This window comes from Brevibacillus sp. NRRL NRS-603, assembly GCF_003013445.1.
Lineage (GTDB): Bacteria > Bacillota > Bacilli > Brevibacillales > Brevibacillaceae > Brevibacillus > Brevibacillus formosus.
Genome location: NZ_PXZN01000009.1, coordinates 68,430 through 87,028 on the forward strand (window position 1 = coordinate 68,430; position 18,599 = coordinate 87,028).

The window sequence follows — 18,599 nt, forward strand, 5'->3', positions numbered from 1 at the left end:
CCCTCTCCATTCTTATTCTTCATATTGCCAGAATCCCCCATCTTTCGTTATCATTTTTTGAGAGGAAAGATAGGGGAGGCCATGACATGGGGCAGGTAGAACGGGAAAGAGGTCTGAAAAAAGGCACGATCCTGCAAAAAGCTTATCGGATCAAAAAGATCATTTCCACAAGTGGGCTGTCGAATGTGTATGTGGTCTACCATATGAAAAGCAAGAGGACGCTCATTCTCAAGGAGTTTTTCCCTCAAGCATTGGCTATGCGAGATTTGGATAACGTGAAGGTCATTTGTCGCAAGCCAACGTTAAAAAGCAAATTCGATAGGCTGCTAGACAGCTTTTGGCAAGAGGCATCCCTACACAAAGAACTCAATCATGCAAATATCATCGGATACATTGACCATTTTGCCGAAAATGGCACAGGTTATCTCGTCGTGGACTATAGCAAAGGAAAGACGCTGGATGAGTATGTATTGGCCCAACCCGAGCTTGATCTGGGAGTATTTTTGCATCAGACGGTACTTCCGATATGTGACGGATTAGACTATTTGCACAAAAAAGGCATCATACATCGCGATATCAAGCCCAAGAACATCTTGGTCACTGAAGCTGGCCAGCCTGTGCTGATCGATTTTGGCTCCGCGATTTACTTCGTGAGTGATGAACCCAAGCCGATTGTGACGACAGAGGGATATTCACCGCTTGAGTTTTACTCGGGTCAATCCAAGCAAGGAGTAGTCTCGGATATTTACAGCCTGGCTGCCACGCTGTATTACTGTTTGACCAAAGAGCGTCCCGTTGATGTGGCGGCAAGAGTCATTGAGGATACCTTGCCGTCGATTCGAACACGGAACCCTGATGTTCCGCTGCTGCTGGCTAATGTCATTATGTGGGGATTGGCCGTCGACTCAAAAAAAAGATGCCCCACACTCAAGCTTTTTGCGACAGCGATTCGTGCAGAGCATCTGATTTGGAAGGGAAAGGCTCGCTTCTCTCTTAGGAAGCTTCCTCATTAGACGACGATTTCTTAAAGCGAATTTCGATCTCGGTCATCCGATCCTCGAAGGTCACATACACCTTGTCGTTGTATTGGAGGACGAGCTTTTTATGTCGGGGCATGGTTTCCTTGCCCCGCTCAATTGTGCATTGACTATGATTCACCAAGAGCAACGTCTGATTTTTTCCCGGCTGGAAGTAAATCTTCTGCGCTTCGGGCAAATGCTCATTCACATCCAAACTGGTGAATAGCTCCTGCAACGTGATCCGCTGCTTCTTGCCAAAGGAGGCGAGAGGCCAAAACTTGACGGGGATGTCATTGCCGCTTGCCGTGTGCAGGAAATAACCCTCCAGACGACCTACAAATGCAGGCTTGGGACGTGTAAGCAGGTAAACACCGTAGCCGATTGCAGCTACGAGCAACACAATCATGCCGATGGTGATGTAGCGATCCCACACCGAGTGCACGGTAATGACAAGTGGGCCTGTGACACTTGCTCCTTCTGCATCCGTGGCGGTGATGGTGATTTCTGATGTACCGCTTTTCTCTGGTGACAGCTTCAGAGCCGCGTCTTGAATCGTAGCGACAAATCGTTCTTCCGGATCAGCGGTGACGATGGTATAGGTCAGCTTGTCGTTATTGGCGTCCGTGAAGAATGAACCCAAATCGATAGCCTGCTCGCCGTTTTCCTTCTCGATCGTCAAGGTATTGACCGAGGCAGCAACTGGCGCGATATTCGTAATGTCATAAACGTTTGTAGCCGTCTCGCGATAAAAGTCCGGGCCGCTCATAAAGATTTTCCACTGGTACTTGCCTGTGTGAGGGAAGACGTAGTCGACTGTAAAGCTATCGCCAAGATTCTTCATCGGGACCTTCTCTTCTTTTTTCCCCGCGAGATCGTTTACGATCAGTTCTGCTTTCATGGATGCGTACACATCCTTGTCATCTAGACGTCCTTCCAGATGGTGGAGATAGGAAGTAAACGTGGTAGGATTCCCCTTGATAACAGGTTCAGGCTTGACCTCTACACCAGCCATCAAGCTGTAATTCCCTAGTAAATTGATCTTCACCAAATCCCCAGGTTTGCCCCTAAATTTAACGAGATAGTTCCCCTTCTTCGGCTTTTCTATTTTCATCAGGGAGTATTTTTTCGATTTCATAAAATGAACATTTTGCGATTGATAGTACACTTGCGATTCCAGCAGCGGATTGTTGGACAACAGGATGATGTTCGCTTCCTGCATGCTGGAGTTAGGAATAGTCACGGTCACTTCCTGCAAGCCCCCGGTAGCTGTCATAGCCGCTACTGATACGAGCTGCGATTGAATATGCTTGGCAAAAATCTGATTGAAGATTTCGGGCAGGTCATCCGTGCTTTGTGTGACAAAGGAAGTTCCGCCTGTTGCCTCTGCGATTTTTTTCAATTGATCCTTTTGGACGGAGCCATCGCTATTGAGGCCAATCGTATAGATCGGATAGCCTTGCGCTTTTGCTTTCGAGATAGCTGTCTCCACGTCCTTGTTGGATCCTGCCATACTCCTGCCACTCGCGTTTTGCCGCAAATCTGTTCCCCCGTCTGACAGAAGGATCAAAAATGGCTTGCGAGCCGAGTCCTTTGCTTTTTCAATCATCTCTGCCCCTCTGCGCAAGCCGAGTCCCAAATCCGAATACCCAGAGTAACGCAACCCTTGAATGGTTCGCTTGAGCTGTTCCCGATTCCTTGCTTCGGCCATGCTCGCTGGAGACTGAGCTTGTACAATTCGATCATTATAGGCGACAAAGCCAATGCGGGTACGCGTGGCTTCGCTCATATCAATGAACATACTCATGACCTCTGCGGCTGTTTTGCCAGGGTCTGTTTTGTTCATGGAATTACTCGTATCAACGACAAAGACCGCGTCTACTCCCGCATCTGCTGTTCCGTTTGCCCCAGCAGTAAGAGGGGCTGACAAAAAGAGCATAGGGAGGAGCAGTCCGATGACCACCATTCGAAAAAGTGGCGGCATAGAGACGGTTGACTGACGATTTTTGTGCATACATTCACCTTTTTTCTGAAAAAAATTTTAAAAAGTTCATGACTTACTAAAATGGGACGATTTACCTATAAATGATTGTTCGTATAAAAGATCGGTTTCATATTGCCGATGTATATAAAAGTTAATTGCACCCATTTTTGTAAATATGAGGTGAATGCATAATGCTCCCCAGCGGCAACTAGGGAGAATTATCTATCAGTCCTTGTGCTTCTTTCCTAGTAAGAGAGTGGGCAAGGCGAGGCTTATCCCTATTTTTTCGAAGACCTAGGAAAGGAGACTCTGTGTCTTCAGCATAAAACGGGAATCCAAGAAAAGGAAGATTTATGGAATAAAATGGGTCTAAATACTGAGAATGGTCACATTGGTATAGGAAAAATGTCACACTATGCGGAATGTTGACAAATAATGCGGGCAAAGTTTAATTTAGAGGCAAGATTTTTTGTTTGTTTTTGGTATAAATGTCACGTTTTGTATTTTTATTCGTGAAGTAGGACTCATCATTTATCAAGTAGGACTAAGTGGTTATGCAGACAACAGAAAGGGGCCATTTATGGACATTATTAACCAGACCAACCGAACCATGCTGTTCGAAGAGATCAACCCGGAAAAATTGGACCTGATCACCATTGTTGGAGATGTAAAAGGCATCGACAGTCTCAGCGACGACAAGATCAAGGAGATCAACGAGCATCTTCTCGTGCGCAGCTTCGATGAGTTTTTGGACAAGTTCTCCCCGAGTGTGTATTCGTTCTACAATGCAGCGAACCAAAAAGTGATGTACACCTTGAAAAAACCTGACGGAATTGCAGAGGATGCGATTTCCGAGATCAAAATCGATCAAAGCAACGACTTCTTGAAAATGCTGTTTACCCTGATTGATACAAAGCGCAGCCAAGGGATCACCAACGTGGATTTCAAATTCGAGAATTTGCTCGATATGATTTCCCCGAAAAAAGTGATGGATGACATCCGTCAGGTGCGCAAAGAGATTCACTACTTGTACGGCCATTACGAAAAGCTCGATGATGGCGATCCGAAGAAGCTCGATCTCGGTGACAAGCTGAACACGATGTTCGAGGATGCCAGCAAAAACTACAACAACGTCATGGCGATGCTGCCGCTGGCGATTGAAGATATCAAAACACGACTGCTCTTGGGCGGCGCTCAAGAGGAGAACCAATCCGAAGCGATTCAGATCGGGATGCTGACGATTGGGGAAGACGGCGAACTGAAGATCATCGAGGCACCGAAGAGTGACAGCCGCGAGCTGATGGTTCTCGATGAAAACAGCGGAAACGGACTGATGAACGTTTTCGAAGAGGATTACGAGTCGATCACTGAGACGCCATCCTCCTATGTAAAAGATCTTGTGGTGCGCACCTTCTGCCCACTTCCGACGGTACATACCGAAGTCAACATTGAGACAGAAGTACAAAATTACAATACGTATCTTGAGTTTTACAAAAATGCCAAGGACGACTTCGTAAAAACGGTGAAGCCTTTGGTTGAGAAAATTTTGGGCGTGAAGATGTTCTTCGATCAGTACGTGACCAAGAACAAAGGGATGCAGCCAGCGATGCTGATCACGAATACGAAGCTCGACATGCTCGTGAAAAGCAGCAACATTCCACGTCTGGAAACTTACCTGAACACGGTCAACGCGAAAAACGACTTCACGGATACGATCTGGTTCGGAATCGTTCCATCTGTTGATATGGATTCCGCCGGAAAAGCAAAAGTGACTCGCGAGCGTTTCCGTGGGAACGAAAAAGTCGTCAAGCAGGACGGCAATACGATGGAATCGCTCACTATGCTGCTCCAGGTCGTCAAGGACTTCAAGGTGCAAGTGTTCTTCAGCTTCAGTACCGGTGAAGAAACGACCTTCAACAGCATGGCGACAGCGGGTATAGATAAATACATCGACAAGTGCGGAATCCTGGTGCGCAAAGAATTCAGTGAATTCGCGATCCCGTGCATTCCGAACTTCACGATTATTCCAAAAGACAAATCAGGGGTTGTTATCGACAGCAGAATGCTGCAAACCGAAGATGGCGTGAAGCTGTCCCAGGAAAAAGAAGACGTCCTGAAGCTGTGGATCGAGGGTGTTTACGTCGGTGCGAGCTATGTAGCAGCAGGGATTGTAGCAGCGTACCAGTGTCCAGAATACTTGCGCGAAACATTCAAAGTGGTTAGCCGCGAATATCCGGGTGTGCGCTTTGACATCGAAGCAGGTGAAAACGGACTGCGTGCTGTTACCACCATGGCCAAAGAAATCTCCGGCTTCACCAACAACATCAAAGATTCCATCAACCGCAAAAACTTTGGATTCGTCTTCTCTTCGGAAAATGCACAAATCCAAGGCAAAGATATCAAGCGCATTACGGTGTACAAGGCACGCAGCCTCGCCATGTCAGAGGACGGCTTTGATTCCATCTATAAAACACTGGTCAGCACCTATATCGAGCGGATTCTCCGCTTCCAGACGGGTGATTTCAAACACGACAACATCGTGAAGTTCTTCAGTAACAATCCGAGCAGCCAAAAAAGCAAATGGCTGGGTACACGCGGCTTCGTGAACTCCATCATTCAAGATGGCGATGACATGAGCTACGTCATCGATGACAAGAGCAATCTGTGCCATATCGATCTGGTGTTCAACGGCAATGTGAAAAACCTGGAGGTCACTATCACCAAAGGTACAACTCCGGTCAAAGCATAGCATTTGATCCCCTGGAGAGCTGTTTATGAAACTTTTTGACACATTACGCAGGTGGTTAGAGGTGTGTTTCCCAAAACGCACCCTTACACATAAGCCTCGAAGCCAATCAGGTACTTCGAGAGCAAGATTTCATTTCAAGGAGGTTTTATTCATGGGTTTTCGACTCAAAGTAGAAGGTTCTGAAACAATTGAGCTGGGCATGGACAACATCCAAACAGTGAAGTATGACACTGACACACCAGACGATTCCAACGCACGCTCTACAGATGTAGGTGCAACGCTAAGAATTACTGGCAAAATCATCACCGCAACAGACGGCGACAGTGCAGATGACACCATGAAGCTGGCTCTCTGGTCCTTGGTACCAGCAGAAAAAGCGGATTGCTACCGCAAAGTGACTCTGGAAGTAATCGCTGCTGATCAAGTGATCCGCAAAATCTACTTCCCGAACGCATTCGTAGTAGATTACACCGAGAGCTTCGGTGATACCGAGGGTGTAGGAACATTCAGCCTCTTCATCAAGCAAAAGAAAGACAAAACCGAGTTCACCAAAATCGAAGGCGGCTACGCTGTTTAGGTTTTGAAACAAGTAAGGTAGGAAGAGCCGTATCTCGAAAGCCGTGTTCGAGGTACGGCTCTACAAAATAACCAAAATCATTGCCAGACAGAGGGTGCGCGCATGAAAAATTATTACGAGATTCTGGGGCTAACCAAACAAGCTTCCACGAATGACATCAAAAAAGCATACCGTCAACTGGCAAAGCAGCATCATCCGGATGTCAATGCCGGGAGCAGTGAGTCAGAGCGAATTTTTAAAGAAATTACCGAGGCCTATCAGACATTGCAGGACCCGGCCTTGCGCGAGGCGTACGACGCACGCTACGAGGCTTTTCAACAAAAGAAACAACAACAGACCAGTCATACAAGCAGTACAAAACAAGGACAAAGCAAACAGCAAGCGCAGTCTGCGCCAGGAGTGAACTTCGAAGATTTGGGAAGCACCTTTGAACGATTTTTTGGTTTTCATCCGAAGACAGGCGAGATTAATCCAAACACCATGAAATCCGAAAAGAAAAATCCACTGGATACGACGGATATGTTTGAACAGTTTTTCCGCATGAAGAAAAAATAAGAGGGAAAAATCGGGCTTGGATGACAGCTCTTTCATGACATAGAGGTAGTAGCAACCTGCTCCTGTCTTTGGATGGATGTCCATACATACACCATTCTCCCAAAGCTCGGAGCATTTTTCATAAGACGAAGTTCAAAAATTCGTTTTTTGATCACGATTTACATGCAAGAGGTAGTTGATTGGGGGGAAAGACGTGGCGAAGAAAAAAGGGTATCAAAAGTCCATCAGAGTGAAGCTCATAGAGCTGCTGATTTCCATTCTTGTGATTAGTGCACTTATTTATGTATTTGGTTATACGGACAGCAACACCCTGAAAATCTTTACAGGAATTGCCTTCGGACTCTTTTTGTTCGGGGTCATTATCGTCAAATTCGGAAGCCCTGACGAACCGGCGCCCAAAAAAGTGGATGGCGTCACCAAACTGGTTCTGTTAGATGAAGAGGGAGAGAGCGTGAAGGAGTGGTTTATCCAAGGGGAAACATCCCTGTTGATCGGTAAAAGCTCCGCTCAAAACGAGGTCGACATCGACTTGGCGGACGCGGAATACGCTGCCTTGATCAGCAAGCAGCACGCGGTTCTGAATCAAGCGTCCGGGGACTGGTTCATCGAGGATATTCATTCCAAAAACGGCACAGGCATCAAGCAGCCGAACAAACGCGACAAGAGCAAGCTGGAAATCGAACAGCCGCATAAAGTGAAGGCTGGCGACATCATTTACATAGCCAATACCCGCTTGTTGCTGAAATAACAACGGGGGAAACATCGCTTTTACACATACATATCGTCCTTGCACGGAACGAAACGGGGGAGCAGAAGAATGAGTTTGACAAGATGCGCGAATGGTCACATGTTTAGCACCAGAAAACACGGAAGCACCTGCCCTTATTGCAGTATGGTCGTTGAGCCTGGAGCGAAATCGGACAACAAAGCATCAGCGAGAGTGGCAGACGATGATAAGACGATGCCATACCTGGGAGAAACAGAAGGGATCGAACCTGTTACCGGATGGCTGGTATGTATTGAGGGGCCGCAACAAGGTCAAGATTACCGCATTATGGCGGAGAAGAACTTCATCGGTCGCGCAGAGGATATGCATATCCGAATCGTCGGAGACAACACGATCTCTCGCCGTAATCATGCAGTGATTGTCTACGATCCGAAAAAACGCAACTTTTACTTGCTCCCGGGCGATGCTTCGGGACTTGCCTATCATAACAATGAAGCGGTGTACACACCAGTCGAGCTCACTGCGTACGATGTTCTCCAGCTCGGAAAGAGTACCTTTATTTTCATCCCGCTGTGCGGAGTTCACTTCGAGTGGGACAACTCTAACAAAGGCAAGGAATGATGAGCATGTTTCAACAGGGCGCAATCCCGTATCTTATCGTCCTTGGCGTGATTATTGCCATTACTCTTTTGTTTCGTCTGCGTGCAGCTTTGATCCGGCAAGAAATGAATCCCGTCATCCAGATCGGAAATGGACAGACGATCGGCAGACGAGAAGAACAGGATGATTACTTTTCGACAGCAACATCGTCTCATGGGACGATTGCGGTCTTGGCTGATGGAATCAGTGGACTGGCTAACGGCAGACTTGCTTCAACGCTTGCCGTGACTACATTTATCCGCGAGTTTACAAAGCTGGACAACCCGAAGCATATGTCCCTCTTCTTTTCCCGGGCTGCTTCTCTTGCGAATTCGGAGATTTTGCAGGCGCTGAGAGGAAGTCGGGGTGGGACAACACTGGTCGCTGGTGTAATCGTAGAGGACAAGCTGTATTGGGGAGCAGTTGGAGACAGTATCATTACCGTTTTCCGGAATGGAGAATTCATCCCGATCAATCAAAAAGACATTTATGAGTCGGTGCTGGAGGCTCGTTTTCTGTCCGGCGAGATTACGAAGGACGAGGCGTTGGAGCATCCGCAGAAAAAACAGCTGATCAACTACTTGGGCTACGAGAATTTTCAAAATATCGAAATTGGCCGTGAGCCGTTTCCTCTTGAGAAGGGAGACAAGGTCATTCTGTGCAGTGACGGCGTCTATGATACGTTAACCGAGATGGAGCTGGAGCAGGTTTTATTCCAAAATATCGCTGCCCATGACGCGGCTGACCAAATCATTGAAGCGGTGGAAAGCAAGCAAAAAGCCAATCAGGACAATGCAACCATTCTCATCCTGGAAAAAGGCTGGTAACGGGGGAGCGGGTAGTACGAATGAGAAAGGACAACAGTGAATTCATTACCGGGTTTCTATCCGAATCAGGCAGCTTTGTTCGCAACAAGGATTACTTTGCCTACGCCGAGCTGGATGATATCGCGTGCTGGGTAATCGCCCGCGGATTGGACAATGATCAGGAAGTAGAAAGTGCAGAGTTGGCGGCCAAAAGTGTTCTGGGCTACTTTTTGCAAAAGCCGTCCATTTCGCGGTATCGCATTCGCCGCTATTTGCAGGAGGCCCATCGTGTCCTGCAAGCCGAGAGCCATCGCGTTAGGCTAAAAGCGAGCTTGACCGTAGTCGTAACGGACTATGCCAGAGTGAGGTACGGGATCGCTGGTAACACCCGACTGTATCAGTTTCGCAATGGCCGATTGCAATGGCAGAGCAAGGATCAGAGTCTTGCCCAACAGATGGTGGATGGGGAGGAAATCGCAGAGGACGCGCTTGATCAGCACGAGGAGCGACATAATCTCTTGAGCTATTTGGGGACACCCAATGAATTTCGTCCGTTTGTCTCCAAGAAGCTTCCGCTCTATGACGGTGATGTTTTTCTGCTTGCCACCCCTGGTCTGTGGGAGAAAGTGAATCCGGCTGAAATGCAGGACGGGCTTCAAGAGGCGAAAGATCCTGAAGCCTGGATCGATACGCTGGAGGATGTGCTTTTGAGCAAGCAAGAGCATATCGTTCAAAACTACACGGCAGCCGCTATTTTTGCGAACAAAATTTTTAAGACAGACCCGCAAAAAAAATGGCGGATAATCAAACGGGTGGCCCTCATCCTTCTCGTGCTTGCCTTGGCTGGAGGCGGAGCTCTGCTGTACAAGATGAAGGAAGCGGAGCGCATCGCGGATGCTGCGACAGGGATGTTTGAGCATGAAACAGCCGGAGACGCTTTCATTGCGGAGGGAGATTATCCGAAGGCACTCAAGGCATACAGCGATGCACGAAATGCCGCAAATATTGTAAAAAACAAAGTTCAGGCTGCCCTCTTGGCCAAAAAGATCCGCATTACACAGTTGATCGTGGATGGAGATACGGCTGTAAAGGATGAGCAGTACGCCAAAGCATTGGATAAGTACGACAAGGCGCTCAAGGAAATGAAAGGGCGCGATGATTTTAACGAACCGGAGATTTTGGAGAAAAAAGAAAAGACGCAATCGTATGTGCTCGTCATGCAGTGGAAAAAGGAAGGCGATCTCTTGTTTGAGGCGCAGGATTACGCTGGTGCGGAGGCCTATTACCAAAAGGCGCGCAAGCTGGCGTTGGAAACGTCTTTTGTAACAGGAGAAAAGGAGCTTCGCACCAAGCTAGACGAGGTGGCTTCCAAAAAGACCGGCATCGATAAGGAAAAGAAGACGCTCGACGGCGACAAGCTGGAAAAGCAAGGCGACGAGAGCTATGCGGCACAAGACTTCGAGGGAGCGATCCAGTCGTATATGATGGCGCAGGAAATTTATCAGGAGATTGGTGTGCTGGAGAAAGTTTTGGCGATGGAACGCAAGGTGACAAAGGCAGAGGAAAAGCTGAATCCTCCTGCTGCTCCACCTTCGGCAGGTGCGCCAGCAGGACAGCCACCTGTGCAAGGGACGAGCGCTGCGAGTCAACCACCGGCAGTTCAGGTGAATCAAACGGCCCCGGTTCACCAGACCGCACCAGTTAACCAGACGGCTCCTGTAAATCAGACGGCACCGGTGAACCAGTCGGCGCCGAATAACCAAACGGCCCCGGTTCACCAGACAGTCCCAGTTAATCCGGTGCCTCCAGTCGTGCCGACCACTCAAGCAATTCCGCCAGCCGCGACAGCTCCGGCGACTCAGCCAGTTCAGCCACCGCAAGCTAATCCACCAGCTAAAGCCAATCCGACACAGGAGGAGGCAGCGAAAACGCCATGAAAGAGATCGTACTGGATCGTTTGAACAAAATGGAGGAGCTGGAGCAGCGCAGGTTGCTCAAGCAGATCATGAACGGTGTCTTCCTCAACCTGGTCGAGTATCAGGAGGAGATGCAGAAGAAGCTGGAGGAGCGTGTTTTTACCGAGATCGAGGACAAGGAAGATAAGCATGACATCTACGTAACCCTCTGTCATCGTGATGACTTTGACCCGATCCACGAGTATTTGTACCCGATGATCCCTGGCGATGAGGAAAAGAAGATATGCGATCGCAAAGAGCTGGCGGTCAGGCTCAGCAATCGGGAAGAAGCGGTCATGATGACGATCTTTTTAGAATGTGAATACGACAAGATTCAGGCGCTGATGATGAGCAAGCGAACCTTCAAGGGGCGTCTGAACACGGCAGGCAATCACTATCCAATCGAGGTGCGCCTGCAACAAAGTCGTGTGTATATGGATGAGCTGGAAAAGCTGTACAACATGTTTCAAAAGAACGGGATGCCGTGGAAAACGGTGAATCACCCTTACGCCAGCAAGTTTTTCGATGTCATTTTGGTTGCCTGTGAGGGTACGTTTACAGAAGACGAAGAGATACTGGAAATGTCGATTACCCTCGATGAGTGGGAGCCTTACAAAAAGCTGGATGTGATCCCGTTGTGGAACATCGAACGTTTGGCTTTAAAAAACATCGGCTTTCCCGTACCTGCTATAGACCGGGTGAACTTCGAGCATGTCCTGTCGTTACGCAAGACAGGCAGTGAGCACGGGTATTTGGTGGATGGAGATGAAGAGCTGATTCGCTACATCAAGCGGTCACCGGAAGAGCTGACGATCGTCTCCCCTCAGGAGAAGTCGGGAGTTTGGAACGTATGCAAAATTACGCAGCCAGTCACGACACGGATCGGAAGACTCGATTACGAATTGGTGTCCAATCGTCGCAAAAACAGCTTTATTGGGAGCTATGCGCGGAAGCAGGCGATGACCGTACGAGCCAAAGGAGAGATTATCCGAATTGTCCATTCCTTTGAGGCGGCTGATCAGCTGGAGCTAGTGAATGTAGAGATCCGGGATAAAAACAATCGGCCTGCCGCCACATACGGTTTGAATCCGTTTATTAGCGATAACGTCCGTGTAGAAAACGACAAGAAGATCATGGCTCTCGGCTTTCGGAGACGCGGGGCGAACAGCTTTATTCTCCAAGACATGATGAGCTTTCTCGTCTCCGAGGTTCAGATGTATTTTCCGGAATACAAGTGTGAAGGAGAATGGGCTTGAATTACATCTGGGATTTGGTTATTCGTGCAAAACGCGCCGGGATCGCCAAAAAAGACATCCAGTTCAAAGCGGCCAAAGTGTATTCGCCCTACATGGAGCTGAGTCATGAGGCCATCAACGCCAAAACGGTGGAAAAGACAGTAGAGGTGAATCCGTACTACCGCTTCGATGATATTTTCCGTGACCTTTTTGATGCCAATTACTCGGACGATGCAGAGCTTCGGCATACCTTGTTTGATATCATCATCCATTTGCTGGCCGAGATCGATTTGTCGCAAGGGATGAACAAGCGTGAATACCACATCCGCTTTGTATTGCGCGACTTGGAAGCGGGGCTGTTCGGCAGTCGGGTACAGGAAAATATCCGACTATTTACCAAAGAGGAGCGAGAGATTATCGCAGGCAATATTTTGCGCTTGTATGAGACCGGTGAAGCGGTGTACCTGCTCAAGGATACCATGCGAAAAATATTCTCTCACTCTACCATTTACGCCAATTGCGAAGAAAAAGATGAGCTGCTGATTTACGTCGGGCAGTCGGAGAGTGAAACCGCACATGCCAAGCTCGCTTTAATCAAGGATATTTTTCTACCGGTTCGGTTCCATACAGAGATTTATTGGCGAAACCATTTCGGCATTTTGGATGTCGAGGAAACGATGCAAATCGACAGTGTTGCACTGTATTAGGCGGCAATCACTCCCGAAGTGCGTAACGTTTTCACTATGGGAGAGAGGAGAGTTTGAATGTCTACCTATTCATATAAGCTTCATCTCCAAAAGGGCAGCGGGGATGGCAAAAATCAAGGCGGAGTAACATACACGCAGGATGAACTGATGGAGATGACTACTTTTCAGCTGCGAAATATCTGTTACAAAGAAAAGCTGGTTACTTCACTGGTGAACAACCTAGACAGGGAAGGCTTAATACGAACAGTTCTACGTTTTCTCGGCGCAGAGGAGAGACTCTTGATTGAGCGGGTTGTTCCAGGAGGTTTCGAACGGCTCGAAGAAGCTTTGCATAAATATTTGAAAACTCCGTTGCCAGGTGTAGATGCGATCAAAATTCCGGCGAAGATGTGCTTGTACATGGGTCTTGCCATTGACAGGCTGGACAATTATCGCGTCGAATCCTCCCAAGGCTTGTCCGAATCCAATGTGCTTTTGGTGAATGACCATATGGAGCTATGCGGCATTCTGCATCTGCGCAAAGACAAAGACGATAGGAGAGCCGGGCATTTTACGCTGCACGCTTGCCAAGATGCTCAACTGAGAAAAACGGTCAATCAAAACTACAGCCTGCTCTTTTTCCGCAAGCAGGATTCGGAGTATTTGTACAAGGCGTATCATCAGGACCATCCGTTGCCGCCTGTTAATCTCCACTACTACAAAGTACCGGTGACAGACCTCGAGATCAGGGAATTGGAAGAAACAGATGCCGTTCTCGCGATTGATTTTGGTACCTCCTCGACGACAGCGGGTGCTTTTCTCGACCATCAGTATGTCAGCTCCCCTTCCAGCAACGACTTGTTGAATGGACGTATACGCTTGAATGCGATCAATTACGTCTCTTTCCCCGATACGACGCAAAAAAACGAGGAATGGATAGAGGTGTTGCCGACGGCTGTCAGCGTGGCGGATTGCTCCACCCCGCATGACGTTCGCTTTCACATCGGTTATGAAGCACTTCGGCACATGAAAAAGAATGGATACAGTACGAACGCGACCGTATTTCAAGGCATCAAACGCTGGGTGAACAGCTATCACAAGATCGAAGAGGTCATGGACAGCCAAGGAAATACCGCGACTGTGAAACGAAGCGACATCCTGCGCCAGTACCTTCTTCACGTCATTCAAATGGCCGAGCATCAATTCAAATGTCGCTTTCGTCATCTGCATATCACAAGTCCGGTCAAGCTGAAAACGCAGTTTCTTGAGATGTTCACCGAGATTTTGCCGGAGTATCGCATCGAAGCAGAGCACGCTCTCGATGAAGGAATGGCTGTCCTTTTTAACACGATTGCGGATCAAATTGACAAAAACAGCTTTCTGGACGGGGAGACCTATCAAGCGCTCGTCATCGATTGCGGCGGAGGCACGACGGATCTGTCATCCTGCCATTTCCGGATCGAGGACGGACATATCTCCTATCGCATCGATATCGATACGACCTATGAAAACGGCGACACCAATTTTGGCGGCAACAACATTACGTACCGCATCATGCAATTTATGAAAATCGTCTTCGCGGACTATTACGGAAAAGGGCGGCAAGTGACCGACATCGACCAGATTATCGACATCCCTGGTTCGGAGATATTCCGATACGTGGATGAATACGGCGTCGACTCCATCTATGAACGCTTCGAGGCGAGATATCGGGAAGCTGAGGCAATTTTGCCGACTCGCTACAAAGAGTACGAGAACAAGAGCCGGGACGAGTATCAGCGTGTCCGCAACAATTTTCACTTTTTATGGGACCTCGCTGACCATATGAAAAAAGAGTTTTTCCGTCAGACAGGCATTCTGCGCAATCGCTTCACATCCGATACAGAAAATCGTCAAGAGCCTGATCTAAAGCTGACGGCAGTCGAGCGGTGGGTATTGTCGTTACGGGAGGATGGTCGCTTCCGGGATGTGTTTGATTTTCCAGATGTCGTTTTCAACGCCAAAGAGATCAATCACCTGATCAAGGCCGATATTTACGAGATTTTGCGCGTCTTCTTGGACGATTTTTACCAACAGGGAAGGCTGGCTGACTTCTCGATCATCAAGCTGACTGGGCAGTCGTGCCGGATTGATGTTTTCCGTGAAGCGCTCAAAGAATTTGTCCCTGGACGCAGCATCGAGTTCCGGCAAAAGTCGGAGGATGCGGGCAAGGTGCCAGACCTGAAGCTGTCTTGCCTGCGTGGAGCACTGCGCTATCAAAGTGCCAAAAAGGCGGGTTTCATCGAAGCGAACATTACGAATCATGCGCCGATCGTCCCGTATTCCGTGACCGCCTTCACGCATAACAAGCAAGAGAGAGTGCTTATTCACAGTCAGGAAAAGCTGAGTCTCGTGCATGGCTCTATCTCGCGTCCCTACGGTGTGAGCGAGGTTGAATTTTATCTCAAGGAAAGCGACGGCCAGCTGCGCCAGCGGTACTTGTACATGGATGATCCTGCTCAATACAAAACGGTTTTGTATGAGGACATTGCGAACAAGTACGGTACGCATATCCCGCAGGATGAGACTGACTCCATTCAAAATGGCGAGTCGAAATACTTCGTTTTTGCGAGCGGCAGCGAGTGGGGATTCCATGTCGTGCCAGTAGCTCGTCTGAATGAACAGCTTGCTTTGGGGAAAAAGGTTTTCTTTGCTTTCGAGAGTGACTTGTCCGAGTTGGATTTCTTTGACGGGATGAAATGATCAAATAACTAGGCAGCTTAAATGAACAGGAAGGGGGAACAGCGGTGTTTTCCCATCTCTATCCCAATTTTCATAAAGGGCGAATTCTCAAGCGAGAGATGCTTGAAAATCTGCGTGATTACCCGCGGCATTTTGTAGATTTATACTTTCAGGATTATACAGACGGCATTATTTCCGGGATGGATGTAACGATAGACGAGGGGCACCTCACTGTCGGCAGAGGGATCGTCAAGCATCAAGGACGGATTTACTTGTTCGACCGCGAAGAGCGTGTCCCTTATGAGGCCACAGGCATGGAGACGGTGCTCAAGATTCGTTTTCACGAGGAGACTTCGCTGACCGACTATTACGTTTACGAGACGTCGTATGTTCTCGATCAGGAGATAGAGTCAAACCAGGATGAAAGGGAGTTGGGGCGCTTCAAGCTCAAGCAAGGGGCAAGGCTTCGCGGGGATTATCAGGACTTAGCCGATATGGCGACCGAATTCAATACGTGGAATATCGTGCATGTCGAACATGCCGGGCGAAACGAGCCAACACTTGCTCCTTACATCCTGTGGTATTTTGCGAATGAAATGCTGAAAACGGTCACCAATCACTCGTATGATCTTGCCTTTGCCATGCAGTGCTTGAATGCAGACAGAGTAGAGCGGGGGCTCATTCTTCATTATATAGGGAACAGACTGGGGACTGGTTACCGCGAGTACACGAACCTGCAGATTCTCAAATACCTCGCACGTATCTTGGATGACGCCAAGAGCGGCGGAAGGTCCTCAAAAACGGAGTGGAAAACAGGCGGGCGTCAGCGGGTTATTGTTGATTAACGAGAGGATGGGGAATGGAAATGGCGCGCATGGATGAAAGTATTATCGGCATGTTGAATGAGCTTTCCGGTGAGGATGCACAGCCAGCAGCAATACGTTTTGGTCCTAAGGGCAAAAACCGACTGGATGTGGTGAACAAATCATTTATTACAGTCGGTGAAGAGAGAATTCCCATGGAGGACAAGCGCGTCCTCGACGATCTCGTACAGATTCGGCTCCCGAAGACATTTTCCATCATGAGTCCAGAAGTAGCAGCTCTGAAGTATCCATCGGAACGTAGGCCTTCCCTGATTTTTACGAACGAAACAGCGTCCATTAACCTGGCTTTTACCTATACCGAGAGCAAGCTGACGGATTCTCCTGCGCAGTTGAAAGGCTTCATGGATGTCATGAAGCAGGTTTTGCGGAGAACACAGCCGCTTGCTCGTTGGCAGGAGGAAGGAATACGTGAGATTGCCGGGACCAGCGTCGGATTTTTCGAGTTTGTTGCACCAGCATTGGATACAGACATTTACAACCTGATCAGCTTTGTCTCCCTAGAGGGACGCGCTCTTCTCTGCACGTTCAATTGCACGGAGCAGGAGCTGTCAGATTGGAAGCCAATAGGCTGGGGAATCATGGATTCCTTGTCGCTCGTATCCGCCAATTCAGATGAGAATGGGAAGGGAGAAGGGAAAATATGAGTCTTCCTGTCATTGCCTACAACAATTTGCAAATCTCTCCTTATCAATTGACGCATCTGGTAGAACTGACGATTACGAAAAAGATCAATGAGCATGCCCGCCTGACATTTACGGGGATTGTACCAGAAGAATTGAAGGACAGCTATGTAGAAATGACAGAAGCACAGACCCCGATCGAGATCAGTCAGGTGGATAACGACGGCAACGCTACGCCGCTTTTTGCGGGGATCGTTTTGGAGATAGGCATCAAAGCCGTACGAGACGTCTATTATTTGTACGTCGAAGCTGTCTCACCTACGTACAATCTCGACGTGAAGCGCAAGAGCCGTTCGTTTCAAAACAAAGCGATGACCTACGGTTCCCTTTTGAAAACAATCGCAGGAGAATACCCAGGCATGGACATTATGGACATGGCCTCCAATGGCGGGAAGCTGGGCTCCTTTACTATGCAGTATCAGGAGACGGATTGGCAATTTCTCAAGCGGCTTGCTTCGCGTTTTCAGACTGGACTGATGCCAGCATCCGTTTTTGAAAAGCCGAAGTTCAGCTTTGGTGTGCCAGAGGGTGCTTCAAAGGGCAAGCTGGACGATTTTCACTACCGGGTGCGCAAAAATTTGAATGAATACCGTCATTCCTCGGAAAACGGGGTCAAGGGCGTGGATGAAAATGACTACATCTTTTACGAGGTAGAGACGGATCGCGTGCTCGATTTGGGCAACGGTGTGGATTTCAAAGGGAAGAGCCTGTATGTGTATGAAGCCCATACCGAGATGAAGAAAGGCTTGCTCAAGCACAAGTATTTGCTCGCGTCCAAAAAAGGAATGAGCCAAAAGCCGCTCCACAATGCGCTCATCGTAGGGGCATCGGTTCAGGGGAAAGTCATTGAGGTCGCAAAAGACAACGTCAAAATCCACCTCGATATCGATGAGAGCCAGAGTAAGAGCGAAGCGCACTGGTTCCCGTACTCTTCGGTTTATACGGCCGAAGGAAACAGCGGTTGGTATTGCATGCCGGAGCTCGATGACTACGTACGTGTCTATTTTCCGAGCAACAAGGAAAGTGACGGGATTGCGATCAGCTCTGTCCGGAAAAATTCAGACGAGGGCGAAACGAACAAGCTCGGGAATCCCGATATCAAATACTTCCGCACAGCCAACGGAAAAGAACTGATGTTCAGCCCGTCGGAGGTATTGCTTAGCGCAAAGGACGGGGAAATCCTCATTCGCATGACCGACGCGGACGGCATCCAGATTTTCAGCAAGAAAAATATCAAGGTTGTCTCCGAAAAGGACATTTTGATGGACTCTGCTACGAAGGTGATTATCTCGGCGAAAGAGGAGATCAGTCTCACCTGCAAAGAGAGCAACATCAAGATGGACGGAAATACAAGCATCGTCGGGCAGGAGCTCAAAACCAATTGA

15 protein-coding genes are annotated in these 18,599 nt (G+C 48.5%); 14 read left to right on the plus strand and 1 reads right to left on the minus strand.

Going from position 1 to position 18,599, the window contains the following annotated elements:
- The first annotated feature begins 86 nt into the window (after positions 1 to 86).
- Entirely contained in the window at positions 87 to 1,013 is a 927-nt protein-coding gene (locus C7R94_RS05060; protein ID WP_106778738.1) for a serine/threonine protein kinase, read from the plus strand.
- On the opposite strand, the gene C7R94_RS05065 is transcribed toward C7R94_RS05060, so the two are convergent.
- Positions 994 to 3,030: a VWA domain-containing protein gene (locus tag C7R94_RS05065; protein ID WP_106778739.1), complete on the minus strand. Its 2,037-nt coding sequence runs from the start codon at positions 3,028 to 3,030 to the stop codon at positions 994 to 996. The two genes, C7R94_RS05060 and C7R94_RS05065, sit on opposite strands and share 20 nt — an antisense overlap.
- 550 nt (positions 3,031 to 3,580) lie before the next feature.
- Here C7R94_RS05065 and C7R94_RS05070 point away from each other — a divergent pair.
- From C7R94_RS05070 to C7R94_RS05130, 13 genes are all read left to right on the plus strand, one after another.
- The gene (locus C7R94_RS05070) at positions 3,581 to 5,749 is read left to right on the plus strand and encodes a transcriptional regulator (protein ID WP_106778832.1); all 2,169 of its coding nucleotides are present in this window, start codon (positions 3,581 to 3,583) and stop codon (positions 5,747 to 5,749) included.
- Positions 5,750 to 5,900: 151 nt separating this feature from the next.
- Positions 5,901 to 6,326, plus strand: a complete 426-nt coding sequence (locus C7R94_RS05075) for a hypothetical protein (RefSeq protein ID WP_047071455.1) — start codon at positions 5,901 to 5,903, stop codon at positions 6,324 to 6,326.
- A 102-nt stretch (positions 6,327 to 6,428) separates the two neighbouring features.
- Complete coding sequence (locus C7R94_RS05080) at positions 6,429 to 6,881, plus strand: J domain-containing protein (RefSeq protein WP_047071458.1); 453 nt, start codon at positions 6,429 to 6,431, stop codon at positions 6,879 to 6,881.
- 193 nt (positions 6,882 to 7,074) lie between these two features.
- The gene (locus C7R94_RS05085; protein ID WP_106778740.1) at positions 7,075 to 7,629 is read left to right on the plus strand and encodes an FHA domain-containing protein; all 555 of its coding nucleotides are present in this window, start codon (positions 7,075 to 7,077) and stop codon (positions 7,627 to 7,629) included.
- Positions 7,630 to 7,698: 69 nt separating this feature from the next.
- Positions 7,699 to 8,229: an FHA domain-containing protein gene (locus C7R94_RS05090; RefSeq protein ID WP_106778741.1), complete on the plus strand. Its 531-nt coding sequence runs from the start codon at positions 7,699 to 7,701 to the stop codon at positions 8,227 to 8,229.
- A 5-nt stretch (positions 8,230 to 8,234) separates the two neighbouring features.
- Positions 8,235 to 9,074 carry a PP2C family protein-serine/threonine phosphatase gene (locus C7R94_RS05095; protein WP_106778742.1) on the plus strand — a complete coding sequence of 280 codons (840 nt, stop codon included), beginning with the start codon at positions 8,235 to 8,237 and terminating at the stop codon, positions 9,072 to 9,074.
- Positions 9,075 to 9,094: 20 nt separating this feature from the next.
- Positions 9,095 to 10,990, plus strand: coding sequence for a PP2C family protein-serine/threonine phosphatase (locus C7R94_RS05100; RefSeq protein ID WP_106778743.1), 1,896 nt, complete (start codon positions 9,095 to 9,097; stop codon positions 10,988 to 10,990).
- A complete protein-coding gene (locus tag C7R94_RS05105) occupies positions 10,987 to 12,264 on the plus strand; it encodes a normocyte-binding protein (protein WP_106778744.1) in 1,278 nt (425 codons plus the stop codon). The genes C7R94_RS05100 and C7R94_RS05105 overlap by 4 nt, the downstream gene beginning before the upstream one ends.
- Positions 12,255 to 12,950 (plus strand): iron-dependent peroxidase, encoded by a 696-nt coding sequence (locus C7R94_RS05110; RefSeq protein ID WP_106778745.1) that lies wholly within the window; start codon positions 12,255 to 12,257, stop codon positions 12,948 to 12,950. The genes C7R94_RS05105 and C7R94_RS05110 overlap by 10 nt, the downstream gene beginning before the upstream one ends.
- 57 nt (positions 12,951 to 13,007) lie before the next feature.
- Positions 13,008 to 15,671 carry an acetate and sugar kinases/Hsc70/actin family protein gene (locus C7R94_RS05115; protein WP_106778746.1) on the plus strand — a complete coding sequence of 888 codons (2,664 nt, stop codon included), beginning with the start codon at positions 13,008 to 13,010 and terminating at the stop codon, positions 15,669 to 15,671.
- A gap of 44 nt (positions 15,672 to 15,715) precedes the next feature.
- Positions 15,716 to 16,495 carry a DNA and RNA helicase gene (locus tag C7R94_RS05120; protein WP_106778747.1) on the plus strand — a complete coding sequence of 260 codons (780 nt, stop codon included), beginning with the start codon at positions 15,716 to 15,718 and terminating at the stop codon, positions 16,493 to 16,495.
- Positions 16,496 to 16,509: 14 nt separating this feature from the next.
- Positions 16,510 to 17,178 carry a hypothetical protein gene (locus tag C7R94_RS05125; protein WP_106778748.1) on the plus strand — a complete coding sequence of 223 codons (669 nt, stop codon included), beginning with the start codon at positions 16,510 to 16,512 and terminating at the stop codon, positions 17,176 to 17,178.
- Positions 17,175 to 18,599 (plus strand): contractile injection system protein, VgrG/Pvc8 family, encoded by a 1,425-nt coding sequence (locus C7R94_RS05130; protein WP_106778749.1) that lies wholly within the window; start codon positions 17,175 to 17,177, stop codon positions 18,597 to 18,599. The genes C7R94_RS05125 and C7R94_RS05130 overlap by 4 nt, the downstream gene beginning before the upstream one ends.

What these genes read in the sequence shown, in the direction of transcription:
- C7R94_RS05115 (WP_106778746.1), top strand. Translation starts at nt 13,008, where the DNA reads ATGTCTACCTATTCATATAAGCTTCATCTCCAAAAGGGCAGCGGGGAT.
- C7R94_RS05110 (WP_106778745.1), top strand. Translation starts at nt 12,255, where the DNA reads ATGGGCTTGAATTACATCTGGGATTTGGTTATTCGTGCAAAACGCGCC.
- C7R94_RS05090 (WP_106778741.1), top strand. Translation starts at nt 7,699, where the DNA reads ATGAGTTTGACAAGATGCGCGAATGGTCACATGTTTAGCACCAGAAAA.
- C7R94_RS05130 (WP_106778749.1), top strand. Translation starts at nt 17,175, where the DNA reads ATGAGTCTTCCTGTCATTGCCTACAACAATTTGCAAATCTCTCCTTAT.
- C7R94_RS05070 (WP_106778832.1), top strand. Translation starts at nt 3,581, where the DNA reads ATGGACATTATTAACCAGACCAACCGAACCATGCTGTTCGAAGAGATC.
- C7R94_RS05080 (WP_047071458.1), top strand. Translation starts at nt 6,429, where the DNA reads ATGAAAAATTATTACGAGATTCTGGGGCTAACCAAACAAGCTTCCACG.
- C7R94_RS05060 (WP_106778738.1), top strand. Translation starts at nt 87, where the DNA reads ATGGGGCAGGTAGAACGGGAAAGAGGTCTGAAAAAAGGCACGATCCTG.
- C7R94_RS05125 (WP_106778748.1), top strand. Translation starts at nt 16,510, where the DNA reads ATGGAAATGGCGCGCATGGATGAAAGTATTATCGGCATGTTGAATGAG.
- C7R94_RS05065 (WP_106778739.1), bottom strand. Translation starts at nt 3,030, where the DNA reads ATGCACAAAAATCGTCAGTCAACCGTCTCTATGCCGCCACTTTTTCGA.
- C7R94_RS05100 (WP_106778743.1), top strand. Translation starts at nt 9,095, where the DNA reads ATGAGAAAGGACAACAGTGAATTCATTACCGGGTTTCTATCCGAATCA.
- C7R94_RS05105 (WP_106778744.1), top strand. Translation starts at nt 10,987, where the DNA reads ATGAAAGAGATCGTACTGGATCGTTTGAACAAAATGGAGGAGCTGGAG.
- C7R94_RS05095 (WP_106778742.1), top strand. Translation starts at nt 8,235, where the DNA reads ATGTTTCAACAGGGCGCAATCCCGTATCTTATCGTCCTTGGCGTGATT.
- C7R94_RS05075 (WP_047071455.1), top strand. Translation starts at nt 5,901, where the DNA reads ATGGGTTTTCGACTCAAAGTAGAAGGTTCTGAAACAATTGAGCTGGGC.